At 68.0% G+C, this 26,785-nt stretch carries 27 protein-coding genes; 14 read left to right on the forward strand and 13 right to left on the reverse strand.

Annotated elements, in window-relative coordinates; all coding sequences use genetic code 11:
* Nucleotides 1–27 precede the first annotated feature (27 nt).
* From ACTIF2_RS00380 to olsB, 3 genes are all read left to right on the forward strand, one after another.
* Complete coding sequence (locus tag ACTIF2_RS00380) at nt 28–1,566, forward strand: YifB family Mg chelatase-like AAA ATPase (protein ID WP_439495028.1); 1,539 nt, start codon at nt 28–30, stop codon at nt 1,564–1,566.
* 127 nt (nt 1,567–1,693) lie between these two features.
* Nucleotides 1,694–3,802 carry an ATP-binding protein gene (locus ACTIF2_RS00385; RefSeq protein ID WP_439495029.1) on the forward strand — a complete coding sequence of 703 codons (2,109 nt, stop codon included), beginning with the start codon at nt 1,694–1,696 and terminating at the stop codon, nt 3,800–3,802.
* Between the two features lie 188 nt (nt 3,803–3,990).
* Complete coding sequence (gene olsB, locus ACTIF2_RS00390; protein WP_439495030.1) at nt 3,991–4,854, forward strand: l-ornithine N(alpha)-acyltransferase; 864 nt, start codon at nt 3,991–3,993, stop codon at nt 4,852–4,854.
* 6 nt (nt 4,855–4,860) lie between these two features.
* On the opposite strand, the gene ACTIF2_RS00395 is transcribed toward olsB, so the two are convergent.
* From ACTIF2_RS00395 to ACTIF2_RS00405, 3 genes are read right to left on the reverse strand one after another with little or no spacing between them, the layout of a single operon-like run.
* A complete protein-coding gene (locus tag ACTIF2_RS00395; RefSeq protein ID WP_439495031.1) occupies nt 4,861–5,727 on the reverse strand; it encodes an SDR family oxidoreductase in 867 nt (288 codons plus the stop codon).
* A complete protein-coding gene (gene queG / locus ACTIF2_RS00400; protein ID WP_439495032.1) occupies nt 5,724–6,821 on the reverse strand; it encodes a tRNA epoxyqueuosine(34) reductase QueG in 1,098 nt (365 codons plus the stop codon). Before queG ends, ACTIF2_RS00395 begins: the two co-directional genes overlap by 4 nt.
* 38 nt (nt 6,822–6,859) lie before the next feature.
* Nucleotides 6,860–7,552 carry a glutathione S-transferase family protein gene (locus ACTIF2_RS00405; RefSeq protein ID WP_439495033.1) on the reverse strand — a complete coding sequence of 231 codons (693 nt, stop codon included), beginning with the start codon at nt 7,550–7,552 and terminating at the stop codon, nt 6,860–6,862.
* Between the two features lie 247 nt (nt 7,553–7,799).
* Here ACTIF2_RS00405 and ACTIF2_RS00410 point away from each other — a divergent pair, with 247 nt between their 5' ends.
* The gene (locus tag ACTIF2_RS00410; RefSeq protein WP_439495034.1) at nt 7,800–8,597 is read left to right on the forward strand and encodes an undecaprenyl-diphosphate phosphatase; all 798 of its coding nucleotides are present in this window, start codon (nt 7,800–7,802) and stop codon (nt 8,595–8,597) included.
* Here the strand turns inward: ACTIF2_RS00410 and ACTIF2_RS00415 are convergent, their stop codons facing one another.
* Genes ACTIF2_RS00415 through ACTIF2_RS00430 form a run of 4 tightly spaced genes read right to left on the reverse strand, consistent with a single transcriptional unit; the run spans nt 8,598 to nt 12,758 of the window.
* Entirely contained in the window at nt 8,598–9,347 is a 750-nt protein-coding gene (locus tag ACTIF2_RS00415; RefSeq protein WP_439495035.1) for an SDR family NAD(P)-dependent oxidoreductase, read from the reverse strand. It abuts the gene before it with no gap.
* A gap of 3 nt (nt 9,348–9,350) precedes the next feature.
* Nucleotides 9,351–10,643: an ABC transporter substrate-binding protein gene (locus ACTIF2_RS00420; RefSeq protein WP_439495036.1), complete on the reverse strand. Its 1,293-nt coding sequence runs from the start codon at nt 10,641–10,643 to the stop codon at nt 9,351–9,353.
* 53 nt (nt 10,644–10,696) lie between these two features.
* On the reverse strand, nt 10,697–11,995 hold the full coding sequence (locus tag ACTIF2_RS00425) for an ABC transporter substrate-binding protein (protein WP_439495037.1): 1,299 nt from the start codon (nt 11,993–11,995) through the stop codon (nt 10,697–10,699).
* Nucleotides 11,967–12,758 (reverse strand): FadR/GntR family transcriptional regulator, encoded by a 792-nt coding sequence (locus tag ACTIF2_RS00430; RefSeq protein WP_439495038.1) that lies wholly within the window; start codon nt 12,756–12,758, stop codon nt 11,967–11,969. The genes ACTIF2_RS00425 and ACTIF2_RS00430 overlap by 29 nt, the downstream gene beginning before the upstream one ends.
* Nucleotides 12,759–12,862: 104 nt before the next feature.
* Here ACTIF2_RS00430 and ACTIF2_RS00435 point away from each other — a divergent pair, with 104 nt between their 5' ends.
* Genes ACTIF2_RS00435 through ACTIF2_RS00455 form a run of 5 tightly spaced genes read left to right on the forward strand, consistent with a single transcriptional unit; the run spans nt 12,863 to nt 16,919 of the window.
* On the forward strand, nt 12,863–13,987 hold the full coding sequence (locus ACTIF2_RS00435; protein WP_439495039.1) for a mandelate racemase/muconate lactonizing enzyme family protein: 1,125 nt from the start codon (nt 12,863–12,865) through the stop codon (nt 13,985–13,987).
* A gap of 3 nt (nt 13,988–13,990) precedes the next feature.
* The gene (locus tag ACTIF2_RS00440) at nt 13,991–14,866 is read left to right on the forward strand and encodes a carbohydrate ABC transporter permease (RefSeq protein WP_439495040.1); all 876 of its coding nucleotides are present in this window, start codon (nt 13,991–13,993) and stop codon (nt 14,864–14,866) included.
* A 16-nt stretch (nt 14,867–14,882) separates the two neighbouring features.
* Entirely contained in the window at nt 14,883–15,692 is an 810-nt protein-coding gene (locus tag ACTIF2_RS00445; RefSeq protein ID WP_439495041.1) for a carbohydrate ABC transporter permease, read from the forward strand.
* Nucleotides 15,693–15,696: 4 nt separating this feature from the next.
* A complete protein-coding gene (locus ACTIF2_RS00450; protein ID WP_439495042.1) occupies nt 15,697–16,584 on the forward strand; it encodes a DUF6772 family protein in 888 nt (295 codons plus the stop codon).
* Nucleotides 16,584–16,919, forward strand: a complete 336-nt coding sequence (locus ACTIF2_RS00455; protein ID WP_439495043.1) for a hypothetical protein — start codon at nt 16,584–16,586, stop codon at nt 16,917–16,919. Before ACTIF2_RS00450 ends, ACTIF2_RS00455 begins: the two co-directional genes overlap by 1 nt.
* A 101-nt stretch (nt 16,920–17,020) precedes the next feature.
* On the opposite strand, the gene ACTIF2_RS00460 is transcribed toward ACTIF2_RS00455, so the two are convergent.
* Both ACTIF2_RS00460 and ACTIF2_RS00465 read right to left on the reverse strand, forming a co-directional pair.
* Nucleotides 17,021–18,745: an MFS transporter gene (locus tag ACTIF2_RS00460; protein WP_439495044.1), complete on the reverse strand. Its 1,725-nt coding sequence runs from the start codon at nt 18,743–18,745 to the stop codon at nt 17,021–17,023.
* 60 nt (nt 18,746–18,805) lie between these two features.
* On the reverse strand, nt 18,806–19,702 hold the full coding sequence (locus ACTIF2_RS00465) for a protein-methionine-sulfoxide reductase heme-binding subunit MsrQ (RefSeq protein WP_439495045.1): 897 nt from the start codon (nt 19,700–19,702) through the stop codon (nt 18,806–18,808).
* A 113-nt stretch (nt 19,703–19,815) separates the two neighbouring features.
* On the opposite strand from ACTIF2_RS00465, the gene ACTIF2_RS00470 reads away from it, so the two are divergent.
* Complete coding sequence (locus tag ACTIF2_RS00470; RefSeq protein ID WP_439495046.1) at nt 19,816–20,430, forward strand: HAD family hydrolase; 615 nt, start codon at nt 19,816–19,818, stop codon at nt 20,428–20,430.
* A gap of 170 nt (nt 20,431–20,600) precedes the next feature.
* Nucleotides 20,601–21,911 (forward strand): MFS transporter, encoded by a 1,311-nt coding sequence (locus ACTIF2_RS00475; RefSeq protein WP_439495047.1) that lies wholly within the window; start codon nt 20,601–20,603, stop codon nt 21,909–21,911.
* Nucleotides 21,912–21,918: 7 nt separating this feature from the next.
* On the opposite strand, the gene lepA is transcribed toward ACTIF2_RS00475, so the two are convergent.
* Nucleotides 21,919–23,724, reverse strand: coding sequence for a translation elongation factor 4 (gene lepA / locus ACTIF2_RS00480; RefSeq protein ID WP_439495048.1), 1,806 nt, complete (start codon nt 23,722–23,724; stop codon nt 21,919–21,921).
* 137 nt (nt 23,725–23,861) lie between these two features.
* On the opposite strand from lepA, the gene ACTIF2_RS00485 reads away from it, so the two are divergent.
* Nucleotides 23,862–24,401, forward strand: coding sequence for a GNAT family N-acetyltransferase (locus ACTIF2_RS00485; protein WP_439495049.1), 540 nt, complete (start codon nt 23,862–23,864; stop codon nt 24,399–24,401).
* On the opposite strand, the gene ACTIF2_RS00490 is transcribed toward ACTIF2_RS00485, so the two are convergent.
* A complete protein-coding gene (locus ACTIF2_RS00490) occupies nt 24,398–24,853 on the reverse strand; it encodes a MarR family winged helix-turn-helix transcriptional regulator (protein WP_439495050.1) in 456 nt (151 codons plus the stop codon). The two genes, ACTIF2_RS00485 and ACTIF2_RS00490, sit on opposite strands and share 4 nt — an antisense overlap.
* Nucleotides 24,854–24,964: 111 nt before the next feature.
* Between ACTIF2_RS00490 and ACTIF2_RS00495 the strand changes: the two genes are divergently transcribed.
* A complete protein-coding gene (locus ACTIF2_RS00495; protein ID WP_439495051.1) occupies nt 24,965–25,417 on the forward strand; it encodes an anthrone oxygenase family protein in 453 nt (150 codons plus the stop codon).
* 6 nt (nt 25,418–25,423) lie between these two features.
* Here the strand turns inward: ACTIF2_RS00495 and ACTIF2_RS00500 are convergent, their stop codons facing one another.
* Nucleotides 25,424–25,666, reverse strand: coding sequence for a DUF3297 family protein (locus ACTIF2_RS00500; RefSeq protein ID WP_439495052.1), 243 nt, complete (start codon nt 25,664–25,666; stop codon nt 25,424–25,426).
* 157 nt (nt 25,667–25,823) lie between these two features.
* On the opposite strand from ACTIF2_RS00500, the gene ACTIF2_RS00505 reads away from it, so the two are divergent.
* Nucleotides 25,824–26,171 (forward strand): cupin domain-containing protein, encoded by a 348-nt coding sequence (locus ACTIF2_RS00505; RefSeq protein ID WP_439495053.1) that lies wholly within the window; start codon nt 25,824–25,826, stop codon nt 26,169–26,171.
* Here the strand turns inward: ACTIF2_RS00505 and ACTIF2_RS00510 are convergent, their stop codons facing one another.
* The gene (locus tag ACTIF2_RS00510; RefSeq protein ID WP_439495054.1) at nt 26,172–26,744 is read right to left on the reverse strand and encodes an ankyrin repeat domain-containing protein; all 573 of its coding nucleotides are present in this window, start codon (nt 26,742–26,744) and stop codon (nt 26,172–26,174) included.
* Between the last annotated feature and the right edge of the window lie 41 nt (nt 26,745–26,785).

The raw sequence follows: 26,785 nt of genomic DNA on the forward strand, positions 1-26,785 counted from the left end.
TTCTCCCTGGGGAATGGGGTGGCGCTGATGGTGACGCGGGTCGCGACGGTGGCGTTCGAGGGCATCGAGGCGCGCGCCGTCGACGTTCAGGTCCAGGTCACGCCGGGCGGCGTCGCCTTCATCCTGGTCGGGTTGCCGGACAAGGCGGTGGGCGAGAGCAAGGAGCGCGTGCGCGCGGCGCTGATCGCGTCCGGCCTCGCGCTGCCGGCCAAGCGCATCACCGTCAACCTGGCGCCAGCCGACCTGCCCAAGGAAGGCAGCCATTACGACCTGCCGATCGCGCTTGCGGTCATGGCCGCGATCGGCGCGATTCCGGCCGATGCGCTCGCCGGCTATACCGTGCTCGGCGAGCTCGCCCTCGACGGCTCGATCACCGCCGTCGCCGGCGTGCTGCCGGCCGCGATCGCCGCCTATGCGCGCGGCCAGGGGCTGATCTGCCCGGCCGCCTGCGGGCCGGAAGCCGCCTGGGCGGCGGCGGATATCGACATCCTCGCGCCCCGCTCGCTGATCCAGCTCGCCAACCATTTCAAGGGCACGCAGGTGATGGCGCGGCCCGAGCCTGCAATCGCAAGGCAGGCCGGGCCGCTGCCCGATCTCGCCGATATCCGAGGCCAGGAAAGCGCCCGGCGCGTGCTGGAGATCGCCGCGGCCGGCGGGCACAACCTGCTGATGAACGGCCCGCCTGGCGCAGGCAAATCGATGCTTGCGAGCCGGCTCCCTTCGATCCTGCCGCCGCTCTCGCCGCGCGAATTGCTCGAGGTCTCGATGGTGCAGTCCGTCGCCGGACACCTCGCCGAAGGGGCGCTCACGGACCGTCGGCCATTCCGCGCGCCGCATCATTCGGCCTCGATGGCGGCGCTGGTCGGCGGCGGCATCCAGGCGAAGCCGGGCGAGGTCTCGCTGGCGCATCACGGCGTGCTCTTCCTCGACGAGCTGCCGGAATTCCAGGCGCAGGCGCTCGATGCCCTGCGCCAGCCGATGGAGAGCGGCGAGGTGCTGATCTCGCGCGCCAATCACCGGGCGGTCTATCCCGCCCGCTTCCAGCTCGTCGCGGCGATGAATCCCTGTCGCTGCGGCAAGGCGACCGAGCCGGGCTTCGCCTGCCGCCGGCAACCGAACGAGCGCTGCATGGCCCAGTACCAGACCCGGATATCGGGCCCGATGCTCGACCGGATCGACATCGTCATCGACGTGCCGGCCGTGACGGCGGCGGACCTGATCCTGCCGGCGGCGAGCGAAGGCTCGGCAGAGGTCGCCGCCCGCGTCGCCACGGCGCGGCGAATGCAGGCCGCACGGTTCGAAGCGCTCGGCCTAGCCGGCATCGGCACCAACGCCGCCTGCCCCGCGCCCGTGCTCGACCAGGTCGCACGGCCGGACAATGCGGGCATCGCCCTTTTGCGCGACGCCGCCGACGCCATGCGGCTCACCGCGCGCGGCTATCACCGCGTGCTCAAGGTCGCGCGCACGCTGGCCGATCTCGACGACGAGGAGAAGGTCGGCCGTCTCCACCTGGCCGAGGCGCTGTCCTATCGCTCGCGCATCGACCAGGTGGCGCAGGCGGCCTGAACCGCCGCCGCGCCTGGCAGCCGCGCCAAGAGGCTAACGGAGAGGTTAACAGTTCGATTCAAACGATCTTGAAACCTCGGCGGTGGAGCGAACCCTTTCTCAAGGCGGCGCTGCTAGATTCACGGCCATGGAGCCCCTGTCCCTCACGCCGATGCTCTGGGTCATCGTCGCCAGCCTGATCGCGGCGGCGGCTTGTCTGCTGGCGTTTTTGGCGCTGCGGGCGCGGGATCGGCTGACCCGGCAAGCGACCGAACTGAGCCAGGACCTCGACCGCCTGAACGACCATCTCTGGGCACTGGCCGACAGCGAGGAGCGCTATCGCAGCCTGATCGAGGCGCAGGGCGACCTGATCGTGCGCCGCAACGGCGGCCAGATCGTCTACGCCAACGCCGCCTATGCCGCCCTGCTCGGCGCGACCGAGACCGAGATCATCGGCAACACGGCCGAGCCCCGTCGTATCACCAGCCGCCCAGCGCAGGCACTGGCGGACGGCACGCGCATCTTCGACGAATGCATCGCCTCGCCCGACGGCGGCGACCGCTGGATCTCCTGGGTCGAGACCGTCGTGCCGGTCGCGCTCGGAAAGACCGTGCTGCAGCGCGTCGGGCGCGACATCTCGGCCCGAATCGCCGGCGAGCAGGCCCTGGAGGAGGCGCGCAGCCGGGCCGAGGGTGCAAGCGAGGCGAAGTCGCGTTTCCTCGCCACCGTCAGCCACGAGTTCCGCACGCCCTTGAACGGCATCCTCGGGATGGCCGATCTCCTGAACGACACCCGGCTCGACCCGGAGCAATCGACCTATGTCCGCGCGCTGCGCACGTCCGGGGAGGCGCTGCTCGGCCTGGTCGACGACATTCTCGATTTCGCCAAGGTCGAGGCCGGCAAGCTCGAGCTGGCGCATGAACGCTTCGATCTCGGCCTGCTGATCGAGACGGTCAGCGAGTTGATGGCGCCGCGCGCCCAGGCGAAGGGAATCGAGATCGCCAGCCTGCTGGCGCCCGACCTGCCCTCCCATCTGATCGGCGACCGCGACAGGCTGCGGCAGATCCTGCTCAATCTCGTCGGCAATGCCGTCAAGTTCACCGAGGCCGGCGGCGTCGGCATTCGCATCGGCCGCCGCGCGGACGGCATCGAGATCACCATCGCCGATACCGGGCCCGGCATCCCGGAAGAGCGGCTCCAGACGATCTTCGAGGAGTTCGAGCAGGCCGACAGCTCGGCCGCTCGCCGCCATGACGGGACCGGCCTCGGGCTTGCCATCGTGCGCCGGCTCGTGACGCTGATGGGCGGCACGGTCACGGCGGAAAGCCCGGCTGGCGGCGGCGCGATCTTCCGCGTCATCCTGCCCCTGCAGGCGGCGGAGGGCTGCGATCAGGTCGCGGCGGCGCCCGACTGGCGGGGCAAGCGCATCCTGATCGTCTCGGGCGCGCCGTTCGGGGCCGGCTATCTGACGGAGACGGTCGGCCATGCCGGCGCCGCGGTCTTGCAGGCGCGGGACGCGAGCGAGGCGCTCGGCCTGCTCGGGCGCGAGCCGGGGCACGATGCCGCCCTGATCGACCTGGAAATCGGGACCGACGCGGCGCGCGCGGTCGCGGCCGCGGCGCGCAAGGCAGGGATCGGCACTTGTCTCGTGGTACTGTCGCCTTTCGAGCGCCGCCAGTTCGGCTCGCCGCTCGCGAGCGGCTTCACCGGCTTCCTGGTCAAGCCGGTGCGGGCGCGCTCGCTCTACGAGCGGCTTGCCGGTCCGGGCGGGCAGAGCGGGACGCCGCCGGCGCCCGACAGCACGACGGACGCAGCCGGCACCGCCACGCAGGCCGCGCCGCGGCTCACCGTCCTTGTCGCCGAGGACAACGAGATCAACGCCCTGCTGGCGACGAGGACGCTCGAACGGCTCGGTTGTGCCGCCATCTGGGCCCGGAACGGGCGCGAGGCCGTGGCGCTCGCGGAGGCCGGCCTGACCGGAAACCGAAAGTCCTTCGACCTGGTTCTGCTCGATATCCGCATGCCGGAGCTGGACGGGCTGGCCGCCGCCCGCCAGATTCGTGCCCTGGAGACCACGCTCGGACGCGAGCCGTCGCTACCGATCGTCGCAGTCACGGCCAATGTCGCCGATGACGACCGCCGCGCCGCCCTTGCGGCCGGAATGAATGATTGTCTGGCTAAACCGCTGGCCCGCGAGGCCCTGCGCGGCTGGATCGAGCGAATCGAGGAGCGCCCTCCCCTGACTCTGAGTGCTTGACGAGCCGTCACAAGTCTGTCGCAGTTCCGTCGCGATCCCGTAGGATCATCGGCGCTAGCCTGACGAACGGCAGATTCGACGGCACGGGGACGAAACGAGCGATGGCCTTCGATATGTTGCGCGGTCTGCGACAGCCGGCAAATCAGTTGCCGGCCGGCCATCCTTTGCTGTCGCGCCTCTCCCCGCTCATGTTGATCTCGAGCGACACGGCCCGCCGCTTCGGCTGGAACCAGGACGGCTTGAGCGATTCGCTCGGCCGCTCGGGTTCGCTCGAAGTCCGGCTCGCGCGCGGGCCGCGCGAGATCTGGCGGGCGCAACGGCTGCGCTACCGCGTCTTCTACGAGGAAATGTCGGCGAAGCCCGACGTGGTCTCGCGGATGTTCCGCCGCGACGCCGACCGCTACGACGCCGCCTGCGATCACCTGCTGGTCATCGACCATGCCGCTCGCGGCCGCTTCGGCGGCATCAAGCCGAAGGTCGTCGGCACCTATCGCCTGATGCGCGAGGGCGCCGTGGCAAAGCTGGGCGGCTTCTATACCCAGGCCGAGTTCGACTTGTCCGGCATGATCTCCCACCATCCCGGCCTGCGCTTCCTCGAGCTCGGCCGCTCCTGCGTGCTAAAGCCCTATCGCACCAAGAAGACGGTCGAGCTGCTCTGGCGCGGCATCTGGGCCTATGTCCGCCATCACCGGATCGATGCGATGTTCGGCTGCGCCAGCTTCGACGGCACCGATCCCGAGGCGCTGGCTCTGCCGCTCAGCTTCCTGCACCACCATGCGCGGGCGGAGAAGGAATGGTTCGCCGCCGCGCGGCCGGAGCGCCATGTCAGCATGGCGCAGCTGCCGATCGAACAGGTCGACGCCAAGGCCGCGCTGAGACAGATGCCGCCGCTGATCAAGGGTTATCTGCGGCTCGGCGCGCGCTTCGGCTCGGGCGCCGTGATCGACAAGCAGTTCGGCACCATCGACGTGCTGGTGATCGTGCCGGTCTCCTTCATCGACCGGCGCTATCTCGACTATCTCAGCGACGATTGCGAGCGCTGCGCCGCCTGAGGACGTTCACTCGCCCGCGGCCGCCAGCGCGCGCAGCGCCTCGCGATAGGTTGGGTAACGCAGCACGTAACCCAGCTCGCGCTTCATCAAGGCGTTGGAGACGCGCTTGTTCTCGCCATAGAAGCTCGCCGCCATCGGCGAGAGCTTCGCCGGGTCGAACGGCACCTCCGGCGGCGGGGTGAGGCCGGCGAGTTCGGCGGCCAGCGCGATCACGTCCTGCGGCGGGGCCGGCTCGTCGTCGGTAACGTTATAGACGGCGCCGGCGCGGGGCCTGGCCAGTGAGGCCAGGAGCACGCCGGCGATATCGTCGACATGGATGCGGTTGAAGACCTGGCCGGACTTGATCAGCCGGTTGGCCGTGCCGGCCCGCAGCTTGGTGATGGCGTTGCGGCCGGGCCCGTAGATCCCCGACAGCCTGAAGATCTGGACCGGCTTGCCGCTGCGCCCGCCAAAGCCGAGCCAGGCCTCGTCGATCGCCAGACGCTGCTTCGAGCGCGCGCTGGTCGGCCGGCACTCGGCGGTCTCGTCGATCCAGGCGCCGCCATGGTCGCCATAGACGCCGATGGTCGAGAGATAGCCGATCCAGCCGAGATTCGGCGCCTGCGTCAGCGCCTCCGCCAGGCCGTTCAGCACCGGGTCGCCGTCCTCGCCGGGCTGGACCGAGACCAGGACCGCATCGGCCTCGGCCACGGCCTGGGCCAGCGGCCGCGACACCGCGAAGCCGTCGAAGACCAGCGTACGCAACCCCTCGCGGCTGAGCTTGCCCGCCTTCTCGGCCGAGCGCACCGTGCCGGTGACCTCCCAGCCCTCGACTTGTGCGGCGCGCGCGAAGAAACCGGCCGAGTAGCCGAGACCGAAAATCACGAGCTTCATGCGACACGATCCGGAGCAAGCGGGAGCTGGAGCCATTCCTCGCGGACGGCGGCGTCGGTTTCGCTGACGAGCGCGGCCCGCGCAAGCTGGCGCGCACGGGCGGGCGCAAGCCGGATCAACGCCCAGACCGCCATTGCGCGCACCAGCGGCGAGGCGTCGGCCATGAGCGCTTCGGCGCTGGTGACCAGCTCCGGGCGACCGCTATTGCCGATGGCGATCAGGACATTGCGGGCGAAACGATCCCGGCCTGTGCGCTTCACCGGCGTTCCGGCGAAAAGCGTTCGGAACCGCGCATCGTCGAGCCCGGCGAGCTCGGCCAATGGCAGCGCATCGAGCTCGCCCTTCAGCGCGAGCCGCGTCTCGTGCGCGGCCTCGGCGAACTTGTTCCAGGGGCAGACGGCGAGGCAATCGTCGCAGCCGAAGACGCGGTTGCCGATGCCGGGCCGCAGGGACGCGTCGATATGGCCCTGATGCTCGATGGTGAGATAGGCGATGCAGCGGCGGGCATCGAGCTGATAGGGCTGGGGGAAAGCATCCGTCGGGCAAATCTCGAGGCAGCGCCGGCAGGAGCCGCAATGGTCGACCTCCGGCGCGTCGACGGGCAGCTCGGCCGTGGTGTAGATCGCGCCGAGGAAGAGCCAGGAGCCGTGCTCGCGCGAGACCAGCACGGTATGCTTGCCCTGCCAGCCGAGCCCCGCCGCCTGCGCCAGGGGCTTCTCCATCACCGGGGCGGTGTCGACGAAGACCTTGACGTCGGCGCCGCCGCGCGCCGCCAGCAGGCCGGCGACGCTCTTCAGCTTGCCCTTGATGACGTCGTGATAGTCGCGCCGGCGGGCATAGAGCGAGATCGCCGCCTTGTCGGGCTCGGCGAGAATGGCGAGCGGGTCGCCCTCGCCGGCATAGCTCATGCCGAGCATGACGACGCTGCGGACCTCGCTCCAGAGCGCGCGGGGATCGGCCCGCTCCGTGACGCGCTCGCCGAGCCAGTCCATGTCGCCGTGATGGCCGGCGTCGAGCCAGGCCTTGAGGCGTTGCGGAGCGTCGGGGATCGCGGAGGCTGCCGCGACGCGCGCCACGACGAAGCCCTCGGCCATGGCGCGCTCGACGACCGCGCGCTTGAGTCTGGCGCCGCTCAGAAGTCCAGATTGTCGTAATGGGCGCTCGGCGCCATGCCCGGCATCCGGTCGCTCAGCAGCGGCCGGAAGCTCGGCCGGGATTTGATCCTCGCGTACCATGCGCGCGCGGCCTCGTCCTCTTCCCAGGGCACGTCGCCGAGATAGTCGACGCAGGAGAGATGCGCCGCCGCGGCAAGGTCTGCATAGCTCAGCGACATGCCGGCGAGCCAGTTCCGCTTGGCAGTCAGCCAGGCGATGTAGCGCAAATGATAGCGCACATTGGCGCGCGCGGCGCGGATCGTGCTCATGTCAGGCGAACCGCCGCCCTCGTCGCGGCTCATGAAGCGCTTCATCACCTTCTCGAGCACGAGCGGGCCGGTGATCTCCTCATGGAACTTGAGGTTGAACCAGTCGAGCAGGCGGCGGACCTCGACGCGCTCGGCCGGCCCTTCAGGCAGCAGGCGGCGCGGCCCCAGCGCCAGCCCGCGGGTCTCGTCGAGATACTCGGCGATCGGCCCGGCGCCGGGCACGGCGAGGCCGTTCTCCTCGCGGAAGACCGGCGTCGTTCCCGCCGTGTTGATCTCGAGGAACTCGCGGCGGCGCTCCCAGACACGTTCCTCGATCAGCTCGGGCTCGATTCCGAACTCGCCGAGGACGAGCCGGATGAAGCGCGAATGCGGGCATAGCGGATAGTGATGAAGAGACGCCATTGGACTCTTGAAACAGAAGGATGCGGCTGAAGCAGGGCTGCGCGGAGGGAAGGCATCAGGCTATGCGCCGGGCGCCTGCTATAGTCCCGGCTCACCGGCCTCACAAGTTGCCGCAAGGTCCGGCGCGCGATTTCACCGTATTGCGTTGGCAAGTTGGTAACCAATTTGCAAAGAGCTTGGCGCAAGAGAGGGGCGCGGTTTACCTCTGCCGCGGCGGGCGGCGCCGCAGCCGCCTTGGGACAAGGTCATGGACAATCTCATCGAAGCGATCGTTCTCGGCATCGTCGAGGGCCTGACCGAGTTCCTGCCGGTGTCCTCGACGGGGCATCTGCTGCTGCTCGGGCATTTCCTCGGCTTCGAATCGAACGGCAAGACCTTCGAGGTCCTGATCCAGCTCGGCGCGATCCTCGCCATCCTCCTGGTCTATTTCCGCAGGCTGCTCGACATCGCGCTGCGGCTGCGCACCGACCCCACGGCGCGGCGCTTCGTCATCGGCGTGCTCGTCGCCTTCCTGCCGGCGGCGCTGATCGGCGCCGTCCTGCACGGCTTCATCAAGGGCGTGCTGTTCAACCCGTTCCTGGTCTGCTGCGCACTGATCGCGGGCGGGCTCGTGCTGCTCGTCGTCGACGAGCTCGAGCTCGAGGTGAAGCACACCGACGCCACCGCCTTTCCGCTGGCGATGTATCTCAAGATCGGCTTCATCCAGTGCCTGGCGATGATCCCCGGCGTCTCGCGCTCGGGCTCGACCATCGTCGGCGCGATGCTGCTCGGCGCCAGCAAGCGCGCCGCGGCGGAGTTCTCGTTCTTCCTGGCGATGCCGACCATGGCGGGCGCCTTCGCCTATGACCTGCTCAAGAACTACAAGATCCTGACCTTCGACGACACGATGCTGATCGTGGTCGGCTTCGTGTCCGCCTTCTTCGCGGCGCTGGTCGTGGTCAGGAGCTTCCTCGACTTCGTCTCGCGCCGCGGCTTCGCGCTCTTCGCCTGGTGGCGCATCATCGTCGGCGCGGCCGGGCTGGCGGGCTTGTGGGTCTTTGGCTGATCAGAGCCCCAACCCGCCATCCACCGCGATCTCGGCGCCGTTGATATAGGCGCCCTCCTGCGAGCAGAGCAGCAGTGCCGCCCCGGCGCAGTCGCGCGCCGCGCCGAGCCGGCGCAGCGGAATCCGTTCCAGGACGGCGCTTTCATAAGCGGGGTCGGTCAGCACGGCGCGGTTGCGGTCGGTCAGGATCGCGCCGGGCTTGATGATGTTGCAGGTAATGTCCGGCTCGCGCAGCGTGCGGGCGAGGTTCAGGATCATATTGGTCTGCGCCGCCTTGGTGGCGGCATAATAGAAATGGCTGGCATTGGGCCGCGCCTCCTGGACGCTGCCGATCGCGATGAGCCGGCCGAAACCGCGCGCGACCATGCCGGGCAGGAAGGCCTGGATCAGCCGGACCGTGGCGTGAAGGTTGATCTCGCTCTGCGCCGCCATGGAGGCCTCAGTGACCGCATCCCAGCTCTCGCGCATCTCGACGGAGGCGCACAGGACGAGGATGTCGGGCTGCCGGCCGTCGGCGGCGAGCGCATCACGCATGCGCGCCGGTGCAGCCGGATCGGCAAGATCGGCGACGAGCGGAGACGCGCTCAGCCCCGCCTGCTGGAGCTGATCCACGGCGGCTTGCGTCGCCGCCGCGTCGCGGTCATGCACGATCAGGTGGGCGCCCGCTTCCGCGAGCGCCGTGCCGATGGCGAGGCCGATCCCGCGCGCCGCGCCGGTGACCAGCGCGACACGACCTTGCAAGGACGCCATGGCTTAACCGAGCAGCGGACGGACGCGCTTGACCGCATCGTCCATGGCCTGTTGCGGCGGCTTGAGGCCGAGCACCGCGGCCTGCGTCTCCTCGATGAAGATGTCGTGGGCGCGGGCCTGCTCGTCGAAGGCGGGGAGATGGATGCGGGAGGCCTTCAGCGCCGCCGCCTCGTCGGCCGCATAGGGCATCGCCGCCTTCAGCGCCGGGTCGGCATAGGTCGAGATCCTGACCGGGCCGTTGCCGTTCAGGGCCATCGCCTTGGTGCCGGCTTTCGACGAGAGCGCGCGGATGAAATCCCAGGCGAGCGGCTTCTGCTTGGCATTCTTCGGGATGACCAGCGACCAGAACTCCGTCGTCGGCGCGAATTCCATCTTGCCGACGAGGTCGGCCGCCATCGGCGGCAGCAGCGACTTGAAGCGGCCGCCATATTTGCCCTTGCTCGCATCGTTATAGGTGACGAGGCGGGCGAAGGGGTTGATCGTCATCGCCGCCCGGCCCTGCTGCATCCAGGTGGTGATCTCCTCGTTGTTCACCGTCGCGAAATTGCGCGGCAGCACGCCGGATTTGTAGAGATCGGCCAGCACGGTCAGTGCCTTGACCATCGGCGCCTCGGCCGCGACGAGCTTGCCGTCGCTGGTCATGTAGTCGCCGCCGAGGCAGCGGGCGAGCGTCAGGAAGTTCGAGGCGAAGACGGCGGTGAAGGCGAGGCCGTTCACCTGCGTGCCGTCCTCGCGCTTGAAGGTGAGCTTGCGCGCCGCCTCGACCAGCTCCTCAAAGGTGGCGGGCAGCTTGGTGATGCCGCGCTCCTCGAGCAGCGCCTCGTTATAGATCAGGGCATTGGTGGCGTGGCGCACGGGGATGCCGTGCAGCGCGCCGTCGACCTTGAGCGGCGCGACGAGGCCCGGCGCGAAATCGACGAAATCCTCGATCGCGGCCTCCTTCATCAGCGCGTCGAGCGGCTCGAACAGCTTGAGATTGCGCGGCACGGCGCGCCCGTTCAGCAGATAGCCGACATCGATCGAGGTCTCCGCGAGCGTGACCTCGCGCAACAGGCGCTCATGGATGGCGTTGACGTCGCCAAAGGTGACCCAGCTGACGTTCGCGCCGGCCTGCTTGCGCCAGGCTTCGGTCGCGTCGCCGCCCGGCCCGGTGGTCGCCGAGGTCTGGTGGACGCGGTGGCCGAGCGCGGTCAGCGTCTTGGCCTGTGCGAAAGCGCGGCCGGGCAAGGCGAGTGCCGCGGCCGTGCCGGCGGCGAGCTGCCCGAAGCGGCGGCGCGAAAGAAAGTGGTCGTTCATCTGTTCCTCCGAGGATGGTCCGCGCTGTGCCGCGCGGTTGAGCGTTGTCCAGATCAGGCCGGCAGCAATGGCTGCACGCGTTTGACGAGCGAGGCCATCGCCTCCTCCGGCGTTTTCATGCCGAGCACGGCAGCCTCGGCCTCTTCCTTGAAAAGGTCGCCGGCGCGGGCGGCCTCGTCGAAGGCCGGCAACGGCACGCGCGCCACCTTGAGCACCTTCAGCTCCTCGGCGGCGTAGGGCACCGTCGCGGCAAAGCCCTGGTCGGCATAGGTCGAGGCGCGCACCGGGCCGTTGCCGTTGAGCGCCGCCTTCAGCGTCGCCTCCTTCGAGGACATCGCCTTGATGAAGCTCCAGGCGAGGTCCTTGCGCTTGGCGTTCCTGGGAATGACCATGCCCCAGAACTCGACCTTGGCCGGCGCGGCCTCGTATTTGCCGGCGAGCGTCTTCGAGGCCGGCACGGCGACCGTCTTGATCTTGCCCGGGAATTTCGACTTCTGCGGGTCGTTGTAGATGCGGTTGCGGCCCATGCTCTGCAGGCTCATGGCGGCGCGGCCGGTCTGCATCCAGACATTGACGTCCTCGGGCGAGAGCGTCGCGAAATTGCGCGGGAAGGCGCCGGCCTCGAACAGAGCGCGCAGGAGCTTGATCGCGTTCAGCATCGGCGGCTGGTCGGCGACGCATTTGAAGTCGGGCGTGATGAAATCGCCGTCCCAGGCGCGGGCGATGTCGATCACGTTGGGATAGGTGACGCCGGGCGTGCACAGGCCGACCACGGCAGTACCGTCAGTCCGGCGATAGGTGCAGGCCCTTGCGATCTCGACCATCTCCTCGATCGAGGCCGGCGGCTTGGAGAAGCCCTTCTCGGCCAGGATCTCCTCGTTGTAATGCAGGCCGGACGAGGCATGGCGGAAGGGCACGGCGAGCTGCTTGCCCGCGACCTTCATGCCCTCCATCAGGCCGGGGAAGATGTCGGCGGGGTCCTCGAGCGGATCGCGCTTCAGATATTCGTCCAGCGGCTCGAACAGGTTGGCGGCGCGCGGGATGACCTGCGTGTTGACGACGAAGCCGAGATCGACGCTGGTCTCGCCGAGGCTGGCCTCGCGGAACAGGCGCTCCTGCAGCGGCCCGGTGTCGAAGGTGGTCCACTGGACGGTGACGCCATTCTTCTGCGCCCAGTCCTTGGTGATGTCGCCGCCCTGCGCGCCGGTCGCCACCGTCTGCATGACGCGATGAGTGAAGACGTTGAAGGGGCCGCCCTGCTGCGCGAAGGCGGAGCCCGCCGCGCCGGCGAAGCTCAAGCCCAGCATGCCGCCGAGAACCTGCCTACGATCTGGTCCCGTTCCTGTCGTCATCTCTGTCCTCCCGGAGTGTCGCGAGTTCCGCGATGGCGGCTTCAGCCGCTTCGAAATGCTTGTTCATGGCGCGTTCGGCCGCCTCGGCCTCGCCGGCGCGAATGGCGTCGACGACCCGGACATGGCGCTCATAGGTCTGGCGCCAGTCGGCCTGCGTGCGGGCGCTGCGCGAATTGAAGATCTCCATGACCTCGCGGATCACCGGCCTGAGGCCGCGGATCTGCAGGTCGAGCAGGCGGTTGCCCGAGGAGGCGGCGATCGCCTCGTGGAAATCGAGATCGGCCTCGATCCAGCGCGGCACGTCGCCGAGCGCCGCCTCCATGCGCGAGAGGATGACATCGAGCCGGGCGACATCGGCATCGGAGCGCCGCTCGGCGCTGTAGCGCGCGATCGGCGGCTCGAGCATGCGGCGCATCTCGACCGCCTCGGTCAGCCCGGTCTTGCTGCCGCGCACGGCGAAACGGAAGAAGCGGTCGAGCGGGCCGGCATCGAGCGCCTGGACGCGGGTGACCTTGCCCTGCTGGATATTGACGACGCCCATCGCCGCGAGCTGGCGAATGGCCTCGCGCGCGATCGGCTTGCTGACGCCGAAGGAGGCGGCGAGCCGCGCCTCCGAGGGCAAGGCGTCGCCGGGCTTCAGCCGCCCGTCATGGATCGCCTGGGTGATGCGCGCGATCAGCGCATCACCCAGCCGCGTCGGCACGACATCGGCGGCGCCGAACGGGTCGCTCTCGATCTCGGACAGGGCCGCGGCCTCGGTCATGGACATCCTCCCAATTCATGATTGACAGATACAGAGCAGGTTTGCAACTGATCAACCTATCAGTTAGGTTTGACCTCTCACCTCCCGCCGAGGACCGATAGCAGATGAGCCGCCGCAGCATCGCCCGGATCGAGGTCCATCCGCTGCGCGCGGTGCTGCCCAAGGTCCAGCGCACCTCGCAGGGCGACTATCCGGCGATCGAGATCGTCGTGGTCGAGATCGAGACCAGCGACGGCATCATCGGCTTCGGCGAGGCGCTGGCACGGCGGGGCGCTGCCGGTTATGCGCGCTTCATCGAGGAGGCGCTGGTCCCGCGGCTCATCGGCAAGGATCCGGCCGACCGGCGCGCCCTGTGGAAGGCGATGCGGGCGGCGCTCTCGGGCCGACCCGGCGGGCAGATCGTCGAGGCGATCTCGGCCATCGACATCGCGCTCTGGGACATTGCCGGCAAGGCAGCGGACGAACCGGTGCACAAGCTGCTCGGCGGCATCGGGCGGACGAGGGTCCCGGCCTATGCCTCCTCGATCAATTGGCTCGACGACGCCACGGTCGAGGCCGAGGTCGCGACCGCGCTGAAGGCCGGCTTCCGCGAGATCAAGGTCAAGCTCGGCCATCCGCTGAAGGACGCGGTCGCTCGCGCCCGGTTCATCCGCAGGCTCGCCGGCGACGACATCGCGCTCTATGTCGACGCCAACTGGGCCTATGACGTCGACGACGCGATGATCGTCGGCCGGGCGCTGGCCGATCTCGGCTACGGCTTCTTCGAGGAGCCGATCGCGCCGCATGACCGCGACGGCTATCGGCGGCTGGCGCAGCATCTGCCGATCCGGCTTGCGGCGGGCGAAAGCGACTATGTCGCGAGCGAGGCGCTGATGCTGCTGCAGGACCGTTCGCTCGGGCTGATCCAGCCCGACGTCACCCGTTCTGGCGGCATCACCGAAACCTGGCGCATCGCCGAGCTCGCGGCGGCCTTCAACACGGCCTATGCCCCGCATGTCGGCTGGTCCGGCGCGATCTGCGTCGCCGCCAGCCTGCAGCTCGCCGCCGCTGCCGAGACGCTGCGCACCTTCGAGTGCATGGTCTACGCCAACCCGCTGCGCGACGCCTTCACCACCCCGCTCGTCGGCGAGGGCTCGCAGCTCGTCGAGGGCATGCTCGAAATCCCGCAAGGCCCCGGCCTCGGCATCGAGATCGACCGCGCGGCGCTGAAGCGCCACCGGATCGCGTAAGCCATGGCCGGACGCACGCCATTTTCCGCCATAGCGCTGGTCGGCCCCGTCCAGCTCATGGTCGGCGGCATCATCTTCCTGCCGGCGATCTATGTGTTCTGGCTCAGCCTGAACGAATCCTCCTTCGGCCAGGCCGCGACCTTCGTCGGCCTCGCCAACTACGCCAAGGTGCTCGGCGACCCGTATTTCTGGCGCGCGCTGATCAACACGGTGATCGTCGTCGCGGTCGTCGTGCATGTCGAATTGCTGCTCGGCCTGCTGATGGCGCTGTTCTTCGCCTCGGGCGTGCCGATGCGGGCGCTGCTGCTCGCGATCGTGCTCGCGCCCTACGCGGTCTCGGAAGTCTCGGCGGTGGTCATGTGGCGCTACCTGTTCGAGCCCGATGTCGGGATGATGAGCCAGTTCCTCGGCTTCCTCGGCCTGCCGCCGATCGAATGGGCGGTGAAGCCCTCGCATGGCCTCTTCATGGTCTCGCTGCTCTCGATCTGGCTGCACCTGCCCTTCAGCTTCATCATCATCTACGCAGCCAGGCTCTCTGTGCCGGACGAGCTCTACGAGGCCGGCGCTATCGACGGCGCCACCGGCTGGACGGCCTTTCGCCGGATCACGCTGCCGCTCTTGATGCCGGCGCTGCTGATCGCGGCGCTGTTCCGCTACATCTTCGCCTTCCGGCTGTTCTCGGAGGTTTGGCTGATGACCGGCGGCGGGCCGGCGCGGACCACCGAGGTCATGGCGGTCTATCTCTATCTCGAAGCCTTCCGCTACAACGCCTTCGGCTCGGCCGCCGCCACCGGCTGGCTCCTGGTGCTCGCCTCGCTGCTGCTCGCCCTGTTCTACCTGCGCTCGCTCTACAGGGAGATGTTCCGCAAAAATGCGTAAGCGCTCTCCCCTTCTCATGGTCCTCAAAGGCCTCGGCATCCTTGTGATCGTCGCCTGGTCGGTGCTGCCGATCGCGCTGATCGTGATGTCGTCCTTCAAGTCCGACCGCGACATCTTCTCGCTGACCTCGCGCTTCAGCTTCACGCCGACGCTCGCCAATTACGAGCTGCTCTGGAGCCGCTGGGGCGACTTCTTCATCGGCTTGTGGAACAGCTTCCTGGTCACGACCGGCGCAACCATCCTCGCCGTCGCCGTCTCGCTGCTCGCCGGCTTCGCCTATTCGCGCCATGCCAGCCGGGGCCTGCAGGCCAGCGCCTTCTTCCTGATCTTCATCCGGCTGATCCCGCCGATCGTGATCACGCTGCCGCTGTTCCCGATCGTGAACTGGCTCGGGCTCAACGACACGCATCTCATCCTGATCGTGCTCTACGCGACTTTCTTCGTCTCGCTCGGCACCATCGTGATGCGCACCTTCATCGACCAGATCCCGCGCGAGCTCGACGAGGCGGCGATGATCGACGGCGCCTCGCAGTTCCAGATCATCCGGCGAGTGATCTTCCCGCTCGCCGCGCAGGGCATGCTGGCGGTCGCGGTCTTCGTCATCGTCTATGCCTGGAACGAGTTCCTCTTCGCCTTCATCTTCACCACGACCAAGGCCAAGACGGCGCCGCTGGTCGTGGCCGAGATGATCGGCGCGGTCGAGGGCGTCGAATGGGGCGTGCTCTTCGCCGCCTCGGCCGTCCAGCTCCTGCCGGTGCTCGCCTTCGTCATCCTCATGCAGAAACATCTCGTCGCGGGCCTGACCGCCGGCGCGGTGAAAGGGTAATTCCATGACCCAACTCGACGACATGCGCCGCGCCATCCGCGAGGCCGACCCACGCCTGAGCCGCTTCGACCCGCTGCCGCGCATCATCTGCCTCGACGATTTCGATCGTGGCATGTGCGGCTGGACCCAGCTCGTCGGCAATTACGAGAACACGCTCGACGCGATGCTGCCGGGCTATGCGCAGCACTCGCATGCGATGCTGTCGACGCTGCCGAACTGGGATTTCGGCTCGCATGGCGGCGTCGACGGGTCCTATGCCCTGAAGATCGCGACCCGGCCGAAAAAGGGCGCGCAGAACGTCGCGATCAAGCGGCTGACCTTCCGCAAGGCTGGGCCGATCCGGCTCGAGACCTATTTCACCTTCAAGCCCGAGGCGAACGAGCTCCAGCTCTCGGAGACCGATATCCGCTCCTTCGGCTTCCTCTACGACCTCCAGGTCGGCGACCAGTATGGCGCGGGCGGCGAACGGGTGATGCCGCATCTGCGCTTTCTCAACGCGCTCGACGGCGACCACGTCCAGAAATGGCAGTTCAAACGCAAGACGACGCCGATCAAGCCGATCGGCACCGCCGGCAAGACGATCACGCATTACCATCTCGCGCCGACCGACTGGGAGGACCTGCCTGGCGGCGGACAGCGGCTCTGCTACAATGAGATCCCGACCAAGATTAACTGGCACTATCTGCGCTTCGACTTCGACCTCGCGACGATGCGCGCCACCGGCTTCCAGGTGAACGACCGCAGCTTCGACATGGAGAGCTACGAGCCGATCCGCATCCCGGCGATGAAGAACCTCTGGTGCATGCTCAATCTCGGCTTCTTCGCCGAGACCGACACGGACAAGCGCGCCTTCGCCTATCTCGATTCCGTCTGCCTCTCGGGGGATTTCTGATGCTGCCGGAAAACCTCACCGCCATCGTCGCCCGCAACGAGACCTGGACCGGCGAAGCCGCGAGCGAGCCCTATGAGGCCGGCTGGGCCAAGGAGGCGATCGTCTTCGTCAGGGCGCTGAAGCCGCCCAAAGGCACGCTGCCGCAGGCGCGTGTCGAGATTTCGGCCGACGGAATCCATTGGGCCACCGAGGGCTCCGCTTTCGCCCTGCCCGCGGCCGAGAACGCCGTGACCTTCCAGCGGCTCGGCCATTTCGGCAATTTTTTGCGGGTGGCGGTCTCGCTGCCGGCCGGCGCCGAGATCACCGTGCTGGTCAGCCTGCACCTGAAGGCCTGAGAGCCTGTTTGAAACTCTCTGAGCCCTCATCCTTCGAGACGCCGCTTTGCGGCTCCTCAGGATGAGGGCTGAGGCTTCCAAGCGGACTCTGAGCCAGCCTCTCAACTGATCCGCGGATCGGGCGCGGGCGCCTCCTCCTGCGCCCGCCTGCGATGCGCATAGGGCAGCGAACCCGGCTGGCGCTCGATCACCCGGTGGACGACCGGCGGGTTCGGGCCCTGATGCAGCGCACGCACGCGCTCGCCGATCATCGCGTCGGCCTGGGTGACGCGCTGGTTCTGGCGGATGTACTCGACCCAGGTCGGGCTGTCATAGCGCTCGATCCAGAGGCAGGGGTCGGTCAGGTCGCGCAGCAGGGCCCAGTGCCTGGCGCCGTCGCGCCGGCGAATGCGGCGGCGCTCCGCCATGATGTTCAGGAAGGGAACGACGTCCTCCTCGCGGATCGTGTACTCGATGGTCACGATGATCGGCCCGCTGCGCGGCTCGATATCGACCGCGACCTTGGGCTCCTGCCAGCGGCTGAGGGGATCGAGATTCAGCGCCTCGAGCGGCGGCAACTTGTAGCGCAGGCCGAGCGCCCCGCCCGCGACCAGCGCCAGCGCGGCGATCAGCAGCGCCTGCTCTGTGCCCAGCTCCACGGTCGCACGGCCCCAGGCCCAGCTGCCGGCCGCCATGCCGCCGAAGGTCGCCATCTGGTAGAGCGCGAGCGCGCGCCCGACGACCCAGCGCGGCGCGGAGAGCTGCACTGTTGCGTTGAAGGTCGACAGTGTCAGGACCCAGCAGCCGCCGGCGACGCAGAGCGCGAGCAAGGTGAGCGGCAGCGCCGTGCTGACGCCCATGATCGCGACCGCCACGGCGAAGGCGGCGAAGGTGGCGCGGACCAGCGCCTCGGTCGACAGCATCCGGCGCAGCCTGGCGCTCATGAAGGCGCCGGCCACCGCTCCGACGCCGAAGGCGCCGAGCATGATGCCGAAGGTGAGCGGACCGCCGCGGACCAGATCGCGCGCGATCAGCGGCAGCAGCGCCAAGGCGACGATGCCGCCGAAGCCGAAACAGAAGCCGCGCAGCAGGACGCTGCGGATGTTCGGCGACATCGCGACATAGCGCACGCCGGCGCCCATCGCGATCCAGAGCGTCTCGCGCGGCAGCAGGCGCTCGACCTTGGGGGCCTTCCAGCGCGCGAGCACGATGATCAGCCCGATATAGCTCAGCGCGTTGATGATGAAGGCGGCGACCGCGCCGGAAGCGGCGACGATGATGCCGCCGATCGCCGGGCCGACGCTGCGGGCGATGTTGAAGGCGACGCTGTTCAGCGTCACGGCGGCCGGCACGTCGCGGCGCGGAACCATGTCGCCGACCGAGGATTGCCAGGCCGGGTTGTTGAGCGCCGTGCCGCAGCCGAGCAGGAAGGTGAAGCTCAGGAGCAGCCAGGGCGTCAGCAGGTTGAACCAGGCGGAGACCGCAAGCCCGACCGAGACCGAGAACATGAAGAGCTGCGCGGTCAGCATGATCCGGCGCCGGTCGAAATTATCCGAGATCGCGCCGGTCGCCAACGAGAAGAGCATCACCGGCAAGGTAGTGGAGGCCTGGACGAGCGCGACCATATCCGCCGAATCGGCGATCGAGGTCATCATCCACGAGGCGCCGACAGCCTGGATCAGGCCGCCGAAATTCGAGGCGAGGCTGGCGAACCAGACGGCGCGGAAAATCGGCTGCTGCAGCGGCACGAAGGGGGAAACCGGCCCCGGCGGGGGGATCACGCCTTCCGAAGCGAGCTCGGCGGCGGCGACATCGGCGACGGGCTGCGCTTGGGGATCGTCCGGCATGGTCTAAGGGTTAGAGTGTCTCCAACCTGCTGCCAACCGTCTCGGCGGAATGATTTGCCGTCACCCACCGGCCTGCGGGGAAAGCCTTTCCCTTTGGCGCGGCCGCCGCCCCGCCCGGCGGGCGCCGGACCCGCGGAACAGCGAGGCGGCAGCGACGACGAGCCCGGCGAAGGCGACCCAGTGGCCGGGCCTGAGAGCCGCCCATTCGCCATAGACCACGATATCGGCATTGGCCTGGAACACCGTCCAGGCCGGGACACCGGTGGCGAAGGCATACCAGGCGGTTTCAGCAAGCGCGGTCAGCAGGCCGGCGGCGAGTGCTATCAGGGCCAGACGGCCCGGATCGAGCGTGACGCCGAGCCTGGGCAGCAGGCGATAGGCCATCAGCAGCGCGAAAAGCCCGGCCATCAAGGCCGGTTGAGTGACGTCGATCTTCGATTGCAGGGCGAAATGCAGCAAGGCGAGCGCGGTGATGGCGTAGACCAGATTGTGCAGGCGCTGCCAGCGGGCGGCGCCGAGGCGCCGGATCATGCCGTCGGTCGAGGTCACGCCGAGCGCGATGAGGCCGGTGAGCGTGGTGATGCCGACGAGCAGGTAGAAGCGCTTGACGATCTCCGAGACGATCAGCCCGCCGTCGAAGCCGAGATCGATGCAATAGAGCAGGAGATGGGAGAGACCGTAGAACATCACCGACAGGCCGAGCATGCGGCGGATGCCGAGGAGCTTGCCCCAGTCGAGGATGCGACGCAGCGGCGAGATCGCGAGCGTCACGAGCAGCAGGCGCACCGCCCAGGTGCCGGTGTCGTGCACCGCCCGCGTCCACGGCTTCGAGCCGAGCTGACCGGTCCAGGCATCGAAGGCAAGCCAGAGCGCCGGCAGCAGCACCAGCGCGAAAGCCGTCGCGCGTAGCCCCGAGAACCGGCCCTGCCGGTCCAGCCATGGCAACCATGATGTCATGCCGTTCTCCGCCCTTGCATGCCCGGAATACGCGAGAGGCCTTGCCTCTGTCTCGCACGTCTGCACACAAGGGCGTGAGCCTCGCGACAGCTATCGCCCGGAACGGACCGCCCATGCCTTCGACCCGTCCTGTCGTCGTCTTCGATGTCGGCAATGTCCTGCTGCGCTGGGACCCGTTCCATCTCTACCGCGACTTGATCCCGGACGATGCCAAGCGCAGCTGGTTCCTGCAGAATGTCTGCACCGCCGCCTGGAATCTCGAGCAGGATCGCGGCCGGCCCTGGGCCGAAGCCGTGGCGACCTTGGTTGCCGCCCACCCGGAATGGGAGGTCGAGATCAGAGCTTTCGACGAGCGCTGGCACGAGACGGTGCCGGCGACGATCGAAGCCAGCGTCGCGGTGCTGGCCGATCTCAAGGCGAAGGGCGAGCAGGTCTATGCCATCACAAATTTCTCACGCGAGAAATGGGCGGAGTGCCTGATCCGCTTTCCCTTCCTGCAGAGCTTCGACGGCGTGATCGTCTCGGCACATGAGCGCCTGCTCAAGCCCGATCCGGCGATCTACAATGCGCTGCTGGAGCGCTATGGCCTCGCGGCGGGCGACTGCATCTTCATCGACGACAGCGTGAAGAATGTCGAAGGCGCGCGGGCCGTCGGCATGCAGGCGGTGCATTTCGTCGAGCCCATCGATCTGCGCGCGGAGCTGAAGGGGCTCGGCGTCCCGCTGTAGGCCTTGCAGCAATCTCCAAGCGTCATCCCGGACGCAGCGAAGCGGAGCTCCGGAATCCATCGTAGAGCACTGAACCTTACGATGGATCCCGGATCGGCGCGGCTTCGCCGCTTGTCCGGGATGACGATGCGGGTACATAGAGCAGGCATTCCCGAGGAAAAGGCGTGATCATGAGCGTTACAGTCGAACACGCCCTCACGAGCGCCGGTACCGGGCCGTTCCAGCGCCGGCTGCTCGGCATCTTCGGGCTGGTCTGGGCCGCGGACGCCATGCAGGTGCTGGCGGTCGGCTTCACCGCCGCCTCGATCGCCGCGACATTCGGGCTTTCGGTGCCGCAGGCGCTGCAGACCGGCACGCTGTTCTTTCTCGGCATGCTGATCGGCGCCGCCCTGTTCGGCCGCCTCGCCGACCGTTACGGCCGCCGCCGCGTGCTGCTGATCACCGTCGCCTGCGACGCCGTGTTCGGGCTGCTCTCGGTCTTCGCGCCCTCCTTCGGCGTCCTGCTGGCGCTGCGCTTCCTGACCGGCATGGCGGTCGGCGGCACCTTGCCGGTCGATTACGCGATGATGGCCGAGTTCCTGCCGCCGAAGAACCGCGGGCGCTGGCTCGTCATGCTCGAAGGCTTCTGGGCTGTCGGCACGATCGTCGTCGCGCTCGCGGCCTGGGCGGCGAGCGCAGCCGGCGTCACCGATGCCTGGCGCTGGATCTTCGCGGTCACCGCCTTTCCGGCGCTGATCGGCATCTGGCTGCGCTTCTGGGTGCCGGAATCGCCGATGTACCTGCTCAAGGAAGGCCGGAGCGAGGAGGCGCGCGGCGTCCTCAACCAGATGCTGCGGCGCAATGGCCAGGCCGAACTGCCGGCCGGCACGACGGTCACCGCGCCACAAGTGGACCCAGGCGCGAGCCTCCTCTCGCCCGAGCTGCGCCGGCGCACCGGGCTGATCCTGGCCATCTGGTTCCTGGTCTCGGTCTCCTATTACGGCGTCTTCACCTGGATGCCGGCCCGACTCGCCGGCGAGGGTTTTGGCTTCGTGCGCGGCTATGGCTTCCTCGTCATCGTCGCGCTGGCACAGGTCCCGGGCTATGTGCTCGCGGCCTATGGCGTCGAGCGATGGGGGCGGCGGCCGACCCTGATCGGCTTCCTGCTGCTCAGCGCCGCCGGCTGCGCACTCTTCGTCGGCGCCGGCAGCGCGACCGTGATCGGCGCCTCGATCCTGCTGATGAGCTTTGCCCTGCTCGGCACCTGGGGGGCGCTCTACGCCTTCACGCCGGAGCTCTATCCGACGAGCCTGCGCGGCACCGGCATGGGCGCGGCGGGCGCGATGGCGAGGTTGGGCGGTCTGCTCGCGCCCTCGGCCGTGGCGCTGGTGATCGCGCAGAGCTTTGCGACCGCGATCGCGCTGTTCGCCGTCCTACTGCTCGCCGGCGCGATCGCGGCGTTCCTGATCGATGCGGAGACGAGGGAGGCGGCGCTGGCCTAGGGCCGGCTCAGCTGTCCATCTTCAGCGCGGCGATGAAGGCTTCCTGCGGGATCTCGACCTTGCCGAACTGCCGCATCTTCTTCTTGCCTTCCTTCTGCTTCTCCAGAAGCTTGCGCTTGCGCGTCGCGTCGCCGCCATAGCACTTGGCGGTGACGTCCTTGCGCAGCGCCCGGATGGTCTCGCGGGCGATGATCTTGCCGCCGATCGCCGCCTGGACGGGAATCTGGAACATGTGCGGCGGGATCAGGTCTTTCAGCTTCTCGCACATGGCGCGGCCGCGCGCGTCGGCACGCGAGCGATGGACCAGCATGGAGAGCGCGTCGACCGGCTCGGCATTGACCAGGATCGACATGCGCACAAGGTCGCCCTCGCGATAGTCGGTGATGGCGTAGTCGAAGGAGGCATAGCCCTTCGAGATCGATTTCAGCCGGTCGTAGAAATCGAACACCACCTCGTTCAGCGGCAGGTCGTAGACCACCTTGGCGCGGCTGCCGACATAGGAGAGGTCGGTCTGGACGCCACGGCGATCCTGGCAGAGCTTCAGCACCGAGCCGAGATATTCGTCGGGCGTGAAGATCGTCGCCTTGATCCAGGGCTCCTCGATCGTCTCGATCTTCATCACGTCCGGCATATCGGCCGGGTTGTGCAGTTCGAGCACCGAGCCGTCGCGTAGTTGCAAGTGATAGACGACCGAGGGCGCGGTCGAGATCAGGTTGAGGTTGAACTCGCGCTCGAGCCGCTCCTGGATGATCTCCAGGTGCAAGAGCCCGAGGAAGCCACAGCGAAAGCCGAAGCCGAGCGCCGCACTCGTCTCCATCTCGTAGGAGAAGCTGGCGTCGTTCAGCCTCAGACGGCTCATCGCGGCGCGCAGGGTTTCGAAATCGGCGGCATCGACCGGGAAGATGCCGCAGAACACCACCGGCTGCACCGGCTTGAAGCCTGGCAGCGCGTTCGGGGTCTGGCGCTTGTCGTCGGTGATCGTATCGCCGACCGCGGTGTCCGCGACCTCCTTGATCGAGGCGGTGAAGAAGCCGACCTCGCCGGGGCCGAGTTCCTTCACTTCCAGCATCTTCGGCTTGAACACGCCGACGCGGTCGACGCCATAGGCGGCGTTGGCCCGCATCATCCGGATGGTCATGTTCTTTTTCAGGGTGCCGTCGATGATGCGCACCAGCACGACCACGCCGAGATAGGCGTCGTACCAGGAATCGACCAGCAGCGCCTTCAAGGGTGCTTCGAGATCGCCCTTGGGCGCCGGCAGCTTCTGGACGATCGCCTCCAGCACGCCCTCGATATTGATGCCGGTCTTGGCCGAGATGGCGACGGCTTCCGAAGCATCCAGCCCGATCACGTCCTCGATCTGCTGCTTGATGCGCTCGGGCTCGGCCGCCGGCAGGTCGATCTTGTTGAGGACGGTGACGATCTCGTGGTTGGCGTCGAGCGCCTGATAGACATTGGCGAGCGTCTGCGCCTCGACGCCCTGCGAGGCGTCGACCACCAGCAGCGAGCCTTCGCAGGCCGCGAGCGAGCGCGAGACCTCATAGGCGAAGTCGACATGGCCGGGCGTGTCCATCAGGTTCAGGATGTAATCCTTGCCGTCCTGGGCGCGGTAATCCAGCCGGACGGTCTGCGCCTTGATGGTGATGCCGCGCTCTTTCTCGATATCCATCGAGTCGAGGATCTGCTCGCTCATGTCGCGCGCGGCGACCGTGCCGGTCTGCTGGATCAGCCGGTCGGCCAGCGTCGACTTGCCGTGGTCGATATGGGCCACGATCGAGAAATTGCGGATGTTGTCGAAACTGCGGGTGCTCATGGCCGCGCAATAGCAGCGAAGCGCCTCGCGGCCAAGCGTCCTGCGCGGGGCCGCGACAGGGACGGCGCGGAAGCGCTTGATTCCAATATAAGAGACGATAATCTATCTTAATGTACGGCCTTGATGGAGACGGCCCGATGGGCAGGATGAGTAATGACCGCGTCGCGATCGAGCGGCTCGGAGCGGCTGCGGCGCGCGCTGCGATCCCTGCCCTCACCGGCATCCTGCGCGACACCGTCGCGAACGGCGCCTCGGTCGGCTTCATGGCGGAGAATACCGAGGCTGATTTCGAGGCCTATTGGGCGGGTGTCGCCGCTGGCGTCGCGGCGGGGCAGGTCCTGCTGCTGGTCGCGCGACGCGGGAACGACATCGTCGGGACGGCGCAGGTGCACCCCGCCGGCAAGCCAAACCAGCCGCATCGCGCCGATATCGCAAAAGTGCTGGTGCATTCCTCGGCGCGCCGGCAAGGCATCGGCGAAGCCTTGATGCTGGTCGCAGAAGCCGAGGCGCTCAAGGCCGGGCGCACCCTGCTCTGCCTCGACACCGACGAGGCCGGCCCGGCACGGCGGCTCTACAACCGGCTCGGCTGGACCGAGATCGGCACGATTCCCCGCTATGCGCTGATGCCCGACGGCAGCGATTGCGGCTCGACCTTCTTCTACAAGGCGCTCGTCTAGTCCGTCAGCCCGGGTATGGCCGGATCGTCGGAGAGCGCAGCGATGATGGCGCGCATCGCGGCCAGGGCTCCCTCAGCCTCCTCCGGCGACAAGCCGGACAACGCGCGCTGATTGATCTGGCGCGCCTTGTCGATCGCGGCATCCTCGAGCCCGCGGGCGCGTGGCGTCAGGCGGATGATCCGCGCGCGAGCATCGGCTGAATCGGTGCGGCGCTCGATCAGCCCGTCGCGCTCCATCCGGGCGAGCGTGCTCGCCATCGTCGCCTGCTCGACATCGAGCCGCTCGACCAGATGCTTCTGCGTGACGCCATCCTCGCGCCAGAGCTCGAGCAGGACCATGAACTGGCCCGGCGCCAACCCGAGCGGGCGGATGGCTTCGGCCAGTGCCTTGGCGAAAAGCCGGGCCATGTGATTGGCGAGATATCCGGCCGAATGTGTCTTGAAGGTCGTCACGATCGCGCCGCCATTGCCCGGCCGGGATAGCAGTTGAACAGCATGCTATGCAATGATATATAGCATGCTGTTCAAATTACCGCCGACCTCGAACCGAAGAGGAGCGATCTCATGTCCTATCCGGTAACCGTCAGCATCCTGGGGCCCGTCGCGCTCGCGCTGGCCGCAGCCTTCAGCGGTGCGGCGATCTATATCCTGGCGTCCGAGCAGCCGGCGCGCCTGCTGCTCGACGACGGCGCGCTGCTCAGGCAATGGCAAGCGGCGATCGGCCCGGCCACGGCCATGCAGGCGTCGCTGGTGGTGCTGACGACGCTCGCCGCTCTCGTCGCCTGGTGGCTGACGGGCACGAGGCTATGGCTGGTCGGCGCGGCGCTGATGCTGGCCAATCTGCCCTTCACCCTGCTCGTGATCGCGCCCGTCAACGCCGAGCTGCAGGGCATGGCGGCCGAGCAGGCCGGCGCGGCGCGCGCCCTCATCCAGCGCTGGGGTGAGCTCCACCAGATACGGGTTGCGTTCGGCCTGCTCGCCACAGGCTGCCTCGGCTGGGCCCTGGCGCGGTCCTAGCCGACCTCAATCCGCCTTGCGGAAATAGGGCTCGACCTCGCCCTTGAGCTTGACCGTCATCGGGTTGCCGTGACGGTCCTTGGCGTTGCCGGCGGTGAGGCGGACCCAGCCCTCGCTGACGCAATATTCCTCGACATTGGTCTTCTCGACGCCCTTGAAGCGCACGCCGATGTCCTGCGCGAGCAGCTCCTCGTTGTAGAACGGGCTGTTGGGATTCGAGGAGAGACGATCGGGAAGCGTGTCGGTCATGGTCTGTGCGAGCCTTGATGTGTCTGGGCCTTGGTAGCGGCGCGGCCGCCCTTGGCGCGCACAGGTAGCGCCTCGGCGCGCCGATGCCAAATCGTCCGGGCGGCTTGAGCCGCCGGTGGCGCGGTGCGAGGCTCGCCGCCAACATGAGGAGTGCGGGATGACAGGACATCTGATCGAGAAAGAGAGCTGGAGCGACGATGCCGAGCACTGGCGCGGCGAATGGCAGGGACAAACCTTTGGAGCCGGCGTCTCGCTGATCTTCGTCAGCACGGACAGGGTCGGCGCCGGCCCGCGCCTGCATACCCATCCCTATGCGGAAACCTTCATCATCCGCGCCGGACGCGGGCTCTACACCGTCGGCGACCGGACGATCGAAGCCGGAGCGGGGCAGATCCTGGTCGTTCCGCCGGGCGTGCCGCACAAGTTCAGCAATCTCGGCCCGGGCCGGCTCGAGGCCATCGACGTGCATGCCAGCGAGCGCTTCATCACGGACTGGCTCGAATAGTCAGCGGCCGCCGGCCTTCTCGATCAGAGCCGCGACGGCACGCTGGCCGCGCTGGCGGGCATGGGTCAATGCCGAGACGCCGTCCTTGTCAGCGAGGTTGGGATCGGCGCCGGCGTCGAGCACGAGCTTCGCCACCTCCTGATGGCGCGGACCGCCATCGCCGAGGATCACGATCTCGAGCAGGCAGGTCCAGCCGAGATCGTTGACATGGTCGAGGTCGATGCCGCTGGTCAGCAGCAGCTTCACCGTCTCGACATGGGCGCGCTCGCAGGCCGGGATCAGGGCGTTGCCGCCATAGCGGTTGCGGATCGTGAGATCGGGCTTGAGCGGGATCATCGCCGCGACGATCTCGGCGCGGCCGCTGGCGCCGGCGAGCAGCCAGGGCGTGTCGCGGTTGGCGGCCTGGGCGTTGAGATCGGCTCCGGCGGCGAGCAGCGCCTTGGCAATGGCGACGTGATTGCCGGCGACGGCGAGCAGCAGAGGCGTCCGGCCCTGCGTGTCGCGGCTTTCGAGGTTTGCGCCGGCTGCGATCAACCGGGACACTTCAGTGGCATGGCCGGCGGATGCGGCCACTAGGAGATCCGGGCTCGCGGCCTGCGCCGAACTTGTCATCA

It is taken from the genome of Allobosea sp., from assembly GCF_051860145.1.
In the GTDB taxonomy this organism is placed as follows: domain Bacteria; phylum Pseudomonadota; class Alphaproteobacteria; order Rhizobiales; family Beijerinckiaceae; genus Allobosea.

Coding starts and splice junctions, on each gene's coding strand:
- ACTIF2_RS00485 (WP_439495049.1), top strand. CDS start 23,862: ATGGGCAGGATGAGTAATGACCGCGTCGCGATCGAGCGGCTCGGAGCG.
- ACTIF2_RS00505 (WP_439495053.1), top strand. CDS start 25,824: ATGACAGGACATCTGATCGAGAAAGAGAGCTGGAGCGACGATGCCGAG.
- ACTIF2_RS00495 (WP_439495051.1), top strand. CDS start 24,965: ATGTCCTATCCGGTAACCGTCAGCATCCTGGGGCCCGTCGCGCTCGCG.
- ACTIF2_RS00440 (WP_439495040.1), top strand. CDS start 13,991: ATGGCCGGACGCACGCCATTTTCCGCCATAGCGCTGGTCGGCCCCGTC.
- ACTIF2_RS00450 (WP_439495042.1), top strand. CDS start 15,697: ATGACCCAACTCGACGACATGCGCCGCGCCATCCGCGAGGCCGACCCA.
- ACTIF2_RS00475 (WP_439495047.1), top strand. CDS start 20,601: ATGAGCGTTACAGTCGAACACGCCCTCACGAGCGCCGGTACCGGGCCG.
- queG (WP_439495032.1), bottom strand. CDS start 6,821: ATGGCCGAGGGCTTCGTCGTGGCGCGCGTCGCGGCAGCCTCCGCGATC.
- ACTIF2_RS00500 (WP_439495052.1), bottom strand. CDS start 25,666: ATGACCGACACGCTTCCCGATCGTCTCTCCTCGAATCCCAACAGCCCG.
- ACTIF2_RS00405 (WP_439495033.1), bottom strand. CDS start 7,552: ATGGCGTCTCTTCATCACTATCCGCTATGCCCGCATTCGCGCTTCATC.
- ACTIF2_RS00395 (WP_439495031.1), bottom strand. CDS start 5,727: ATGAAGCTCGTGATTTTCGGTCTCGGCTACTCGGCCGGTTTCTTCGCG.
- ACTIF2_RS00415 (WP_439495035.1), bottom strand. CDS start 9,347: ATGGCGTCCTTGCAAGGTCGTGTCGCGCTGGTCACCGGCGCGGCGCGC.
- ACTIF2_RS00460 (WP_439495044.1), bottom strand. CDS start 18,745: ATGCCGGACGATCCCCAAGCGCAGCCCGTCGCCGATGTCGCCGCCGCC.
- ACTIF2_RS00420 (WP_439495036.1), bottom strand. CDS start 10,643: ATGAACGACCACTTTCTTTCGCGCCGCCGCTTCGGGCAGCTCGCCGCC.
- ACTIF2_RS00455 (WP_439495043.1), top strand. CDS start 16,584: ATGCTGCCGGAAAACCTCACCGCCATCGTCGCCCGCAACGAGACCTGG.
- ACTIF2_RS00425 (WP_439495037.1), bottom strand. CDS start 11,995: ATGACGACAGGAACGGGACCAGATCGTAGGCAGGTTCTCGGCGGCATG.
- ACTIF2_RS00470 (WP_439495046.1), top strand. CDS start 19,816: ATGCCTTCGACCCGTCCTGTCGTCGTCTTCGATGTCGGCAATGTCCTG.
- ACTIF2_RS00410 (WP_439495034.1), top strand. CDS start 7,800: ATGGACAATCTCATCGAAGCGATCGTTCTCGGCATCGTCGAGGGCCTG.
- ACTIF2_RS00385 (WP_439495029.1), top strand. CDS start 1,694: ATGGAGCCCCTGTCCCTCACGCCGATGCTCTGGGTCATCGTCGCCAGC.
- ACTIF2_RS00445 (WP_439495041.1), top strand. CDS start 14,883: ATGGTCCTCAAAGGCCTCGGCATCCTTGTGATCGTCGCCTGGTCGGTG.
- olsB (WP_439495030.1), top strand. CDS start 3,991: ATGTTGATCTCGAGCGACACGGCCCGCCGCTTCGGCTGGAACCAGGAC.
- ACTIF2_RS00435 (WP_439495039.1), top strand. CDS start 12,863: ATGAGCCGCCGCAGCATCGCCCGGATCGAGGTCCATCCGCTGCGCGCG.
- ACTIF2_RS00430 (WP_439495038.1), bottom strand. CDS start 12,758: ATGACCGAGGCCGCGGCCCTGTCCGAGATCGAGAGCGACCCGTTCGGC.
- ACTIF2_RS00380 (WP_439495028.1), top strand. CDS start 28: ATGGTGACGCGGGTCGCGACGGTGGCGTTCGAGGGCATCGAGGCGCGC.
- lepA (WP_439495048.1), bottom strand. CDS start 23,724: ATGAGCACCCGCAGTTTCGACAACATCCGCAATTTCTCGATCGTGGCC.
- ACTIF2_RS00465 (WP_439495045.1), bottom strand. CDS start 19,702: ATGACATCATGGTTGCCATGGCTGGACCGGCAGGGCCGGTTCTCGGGG.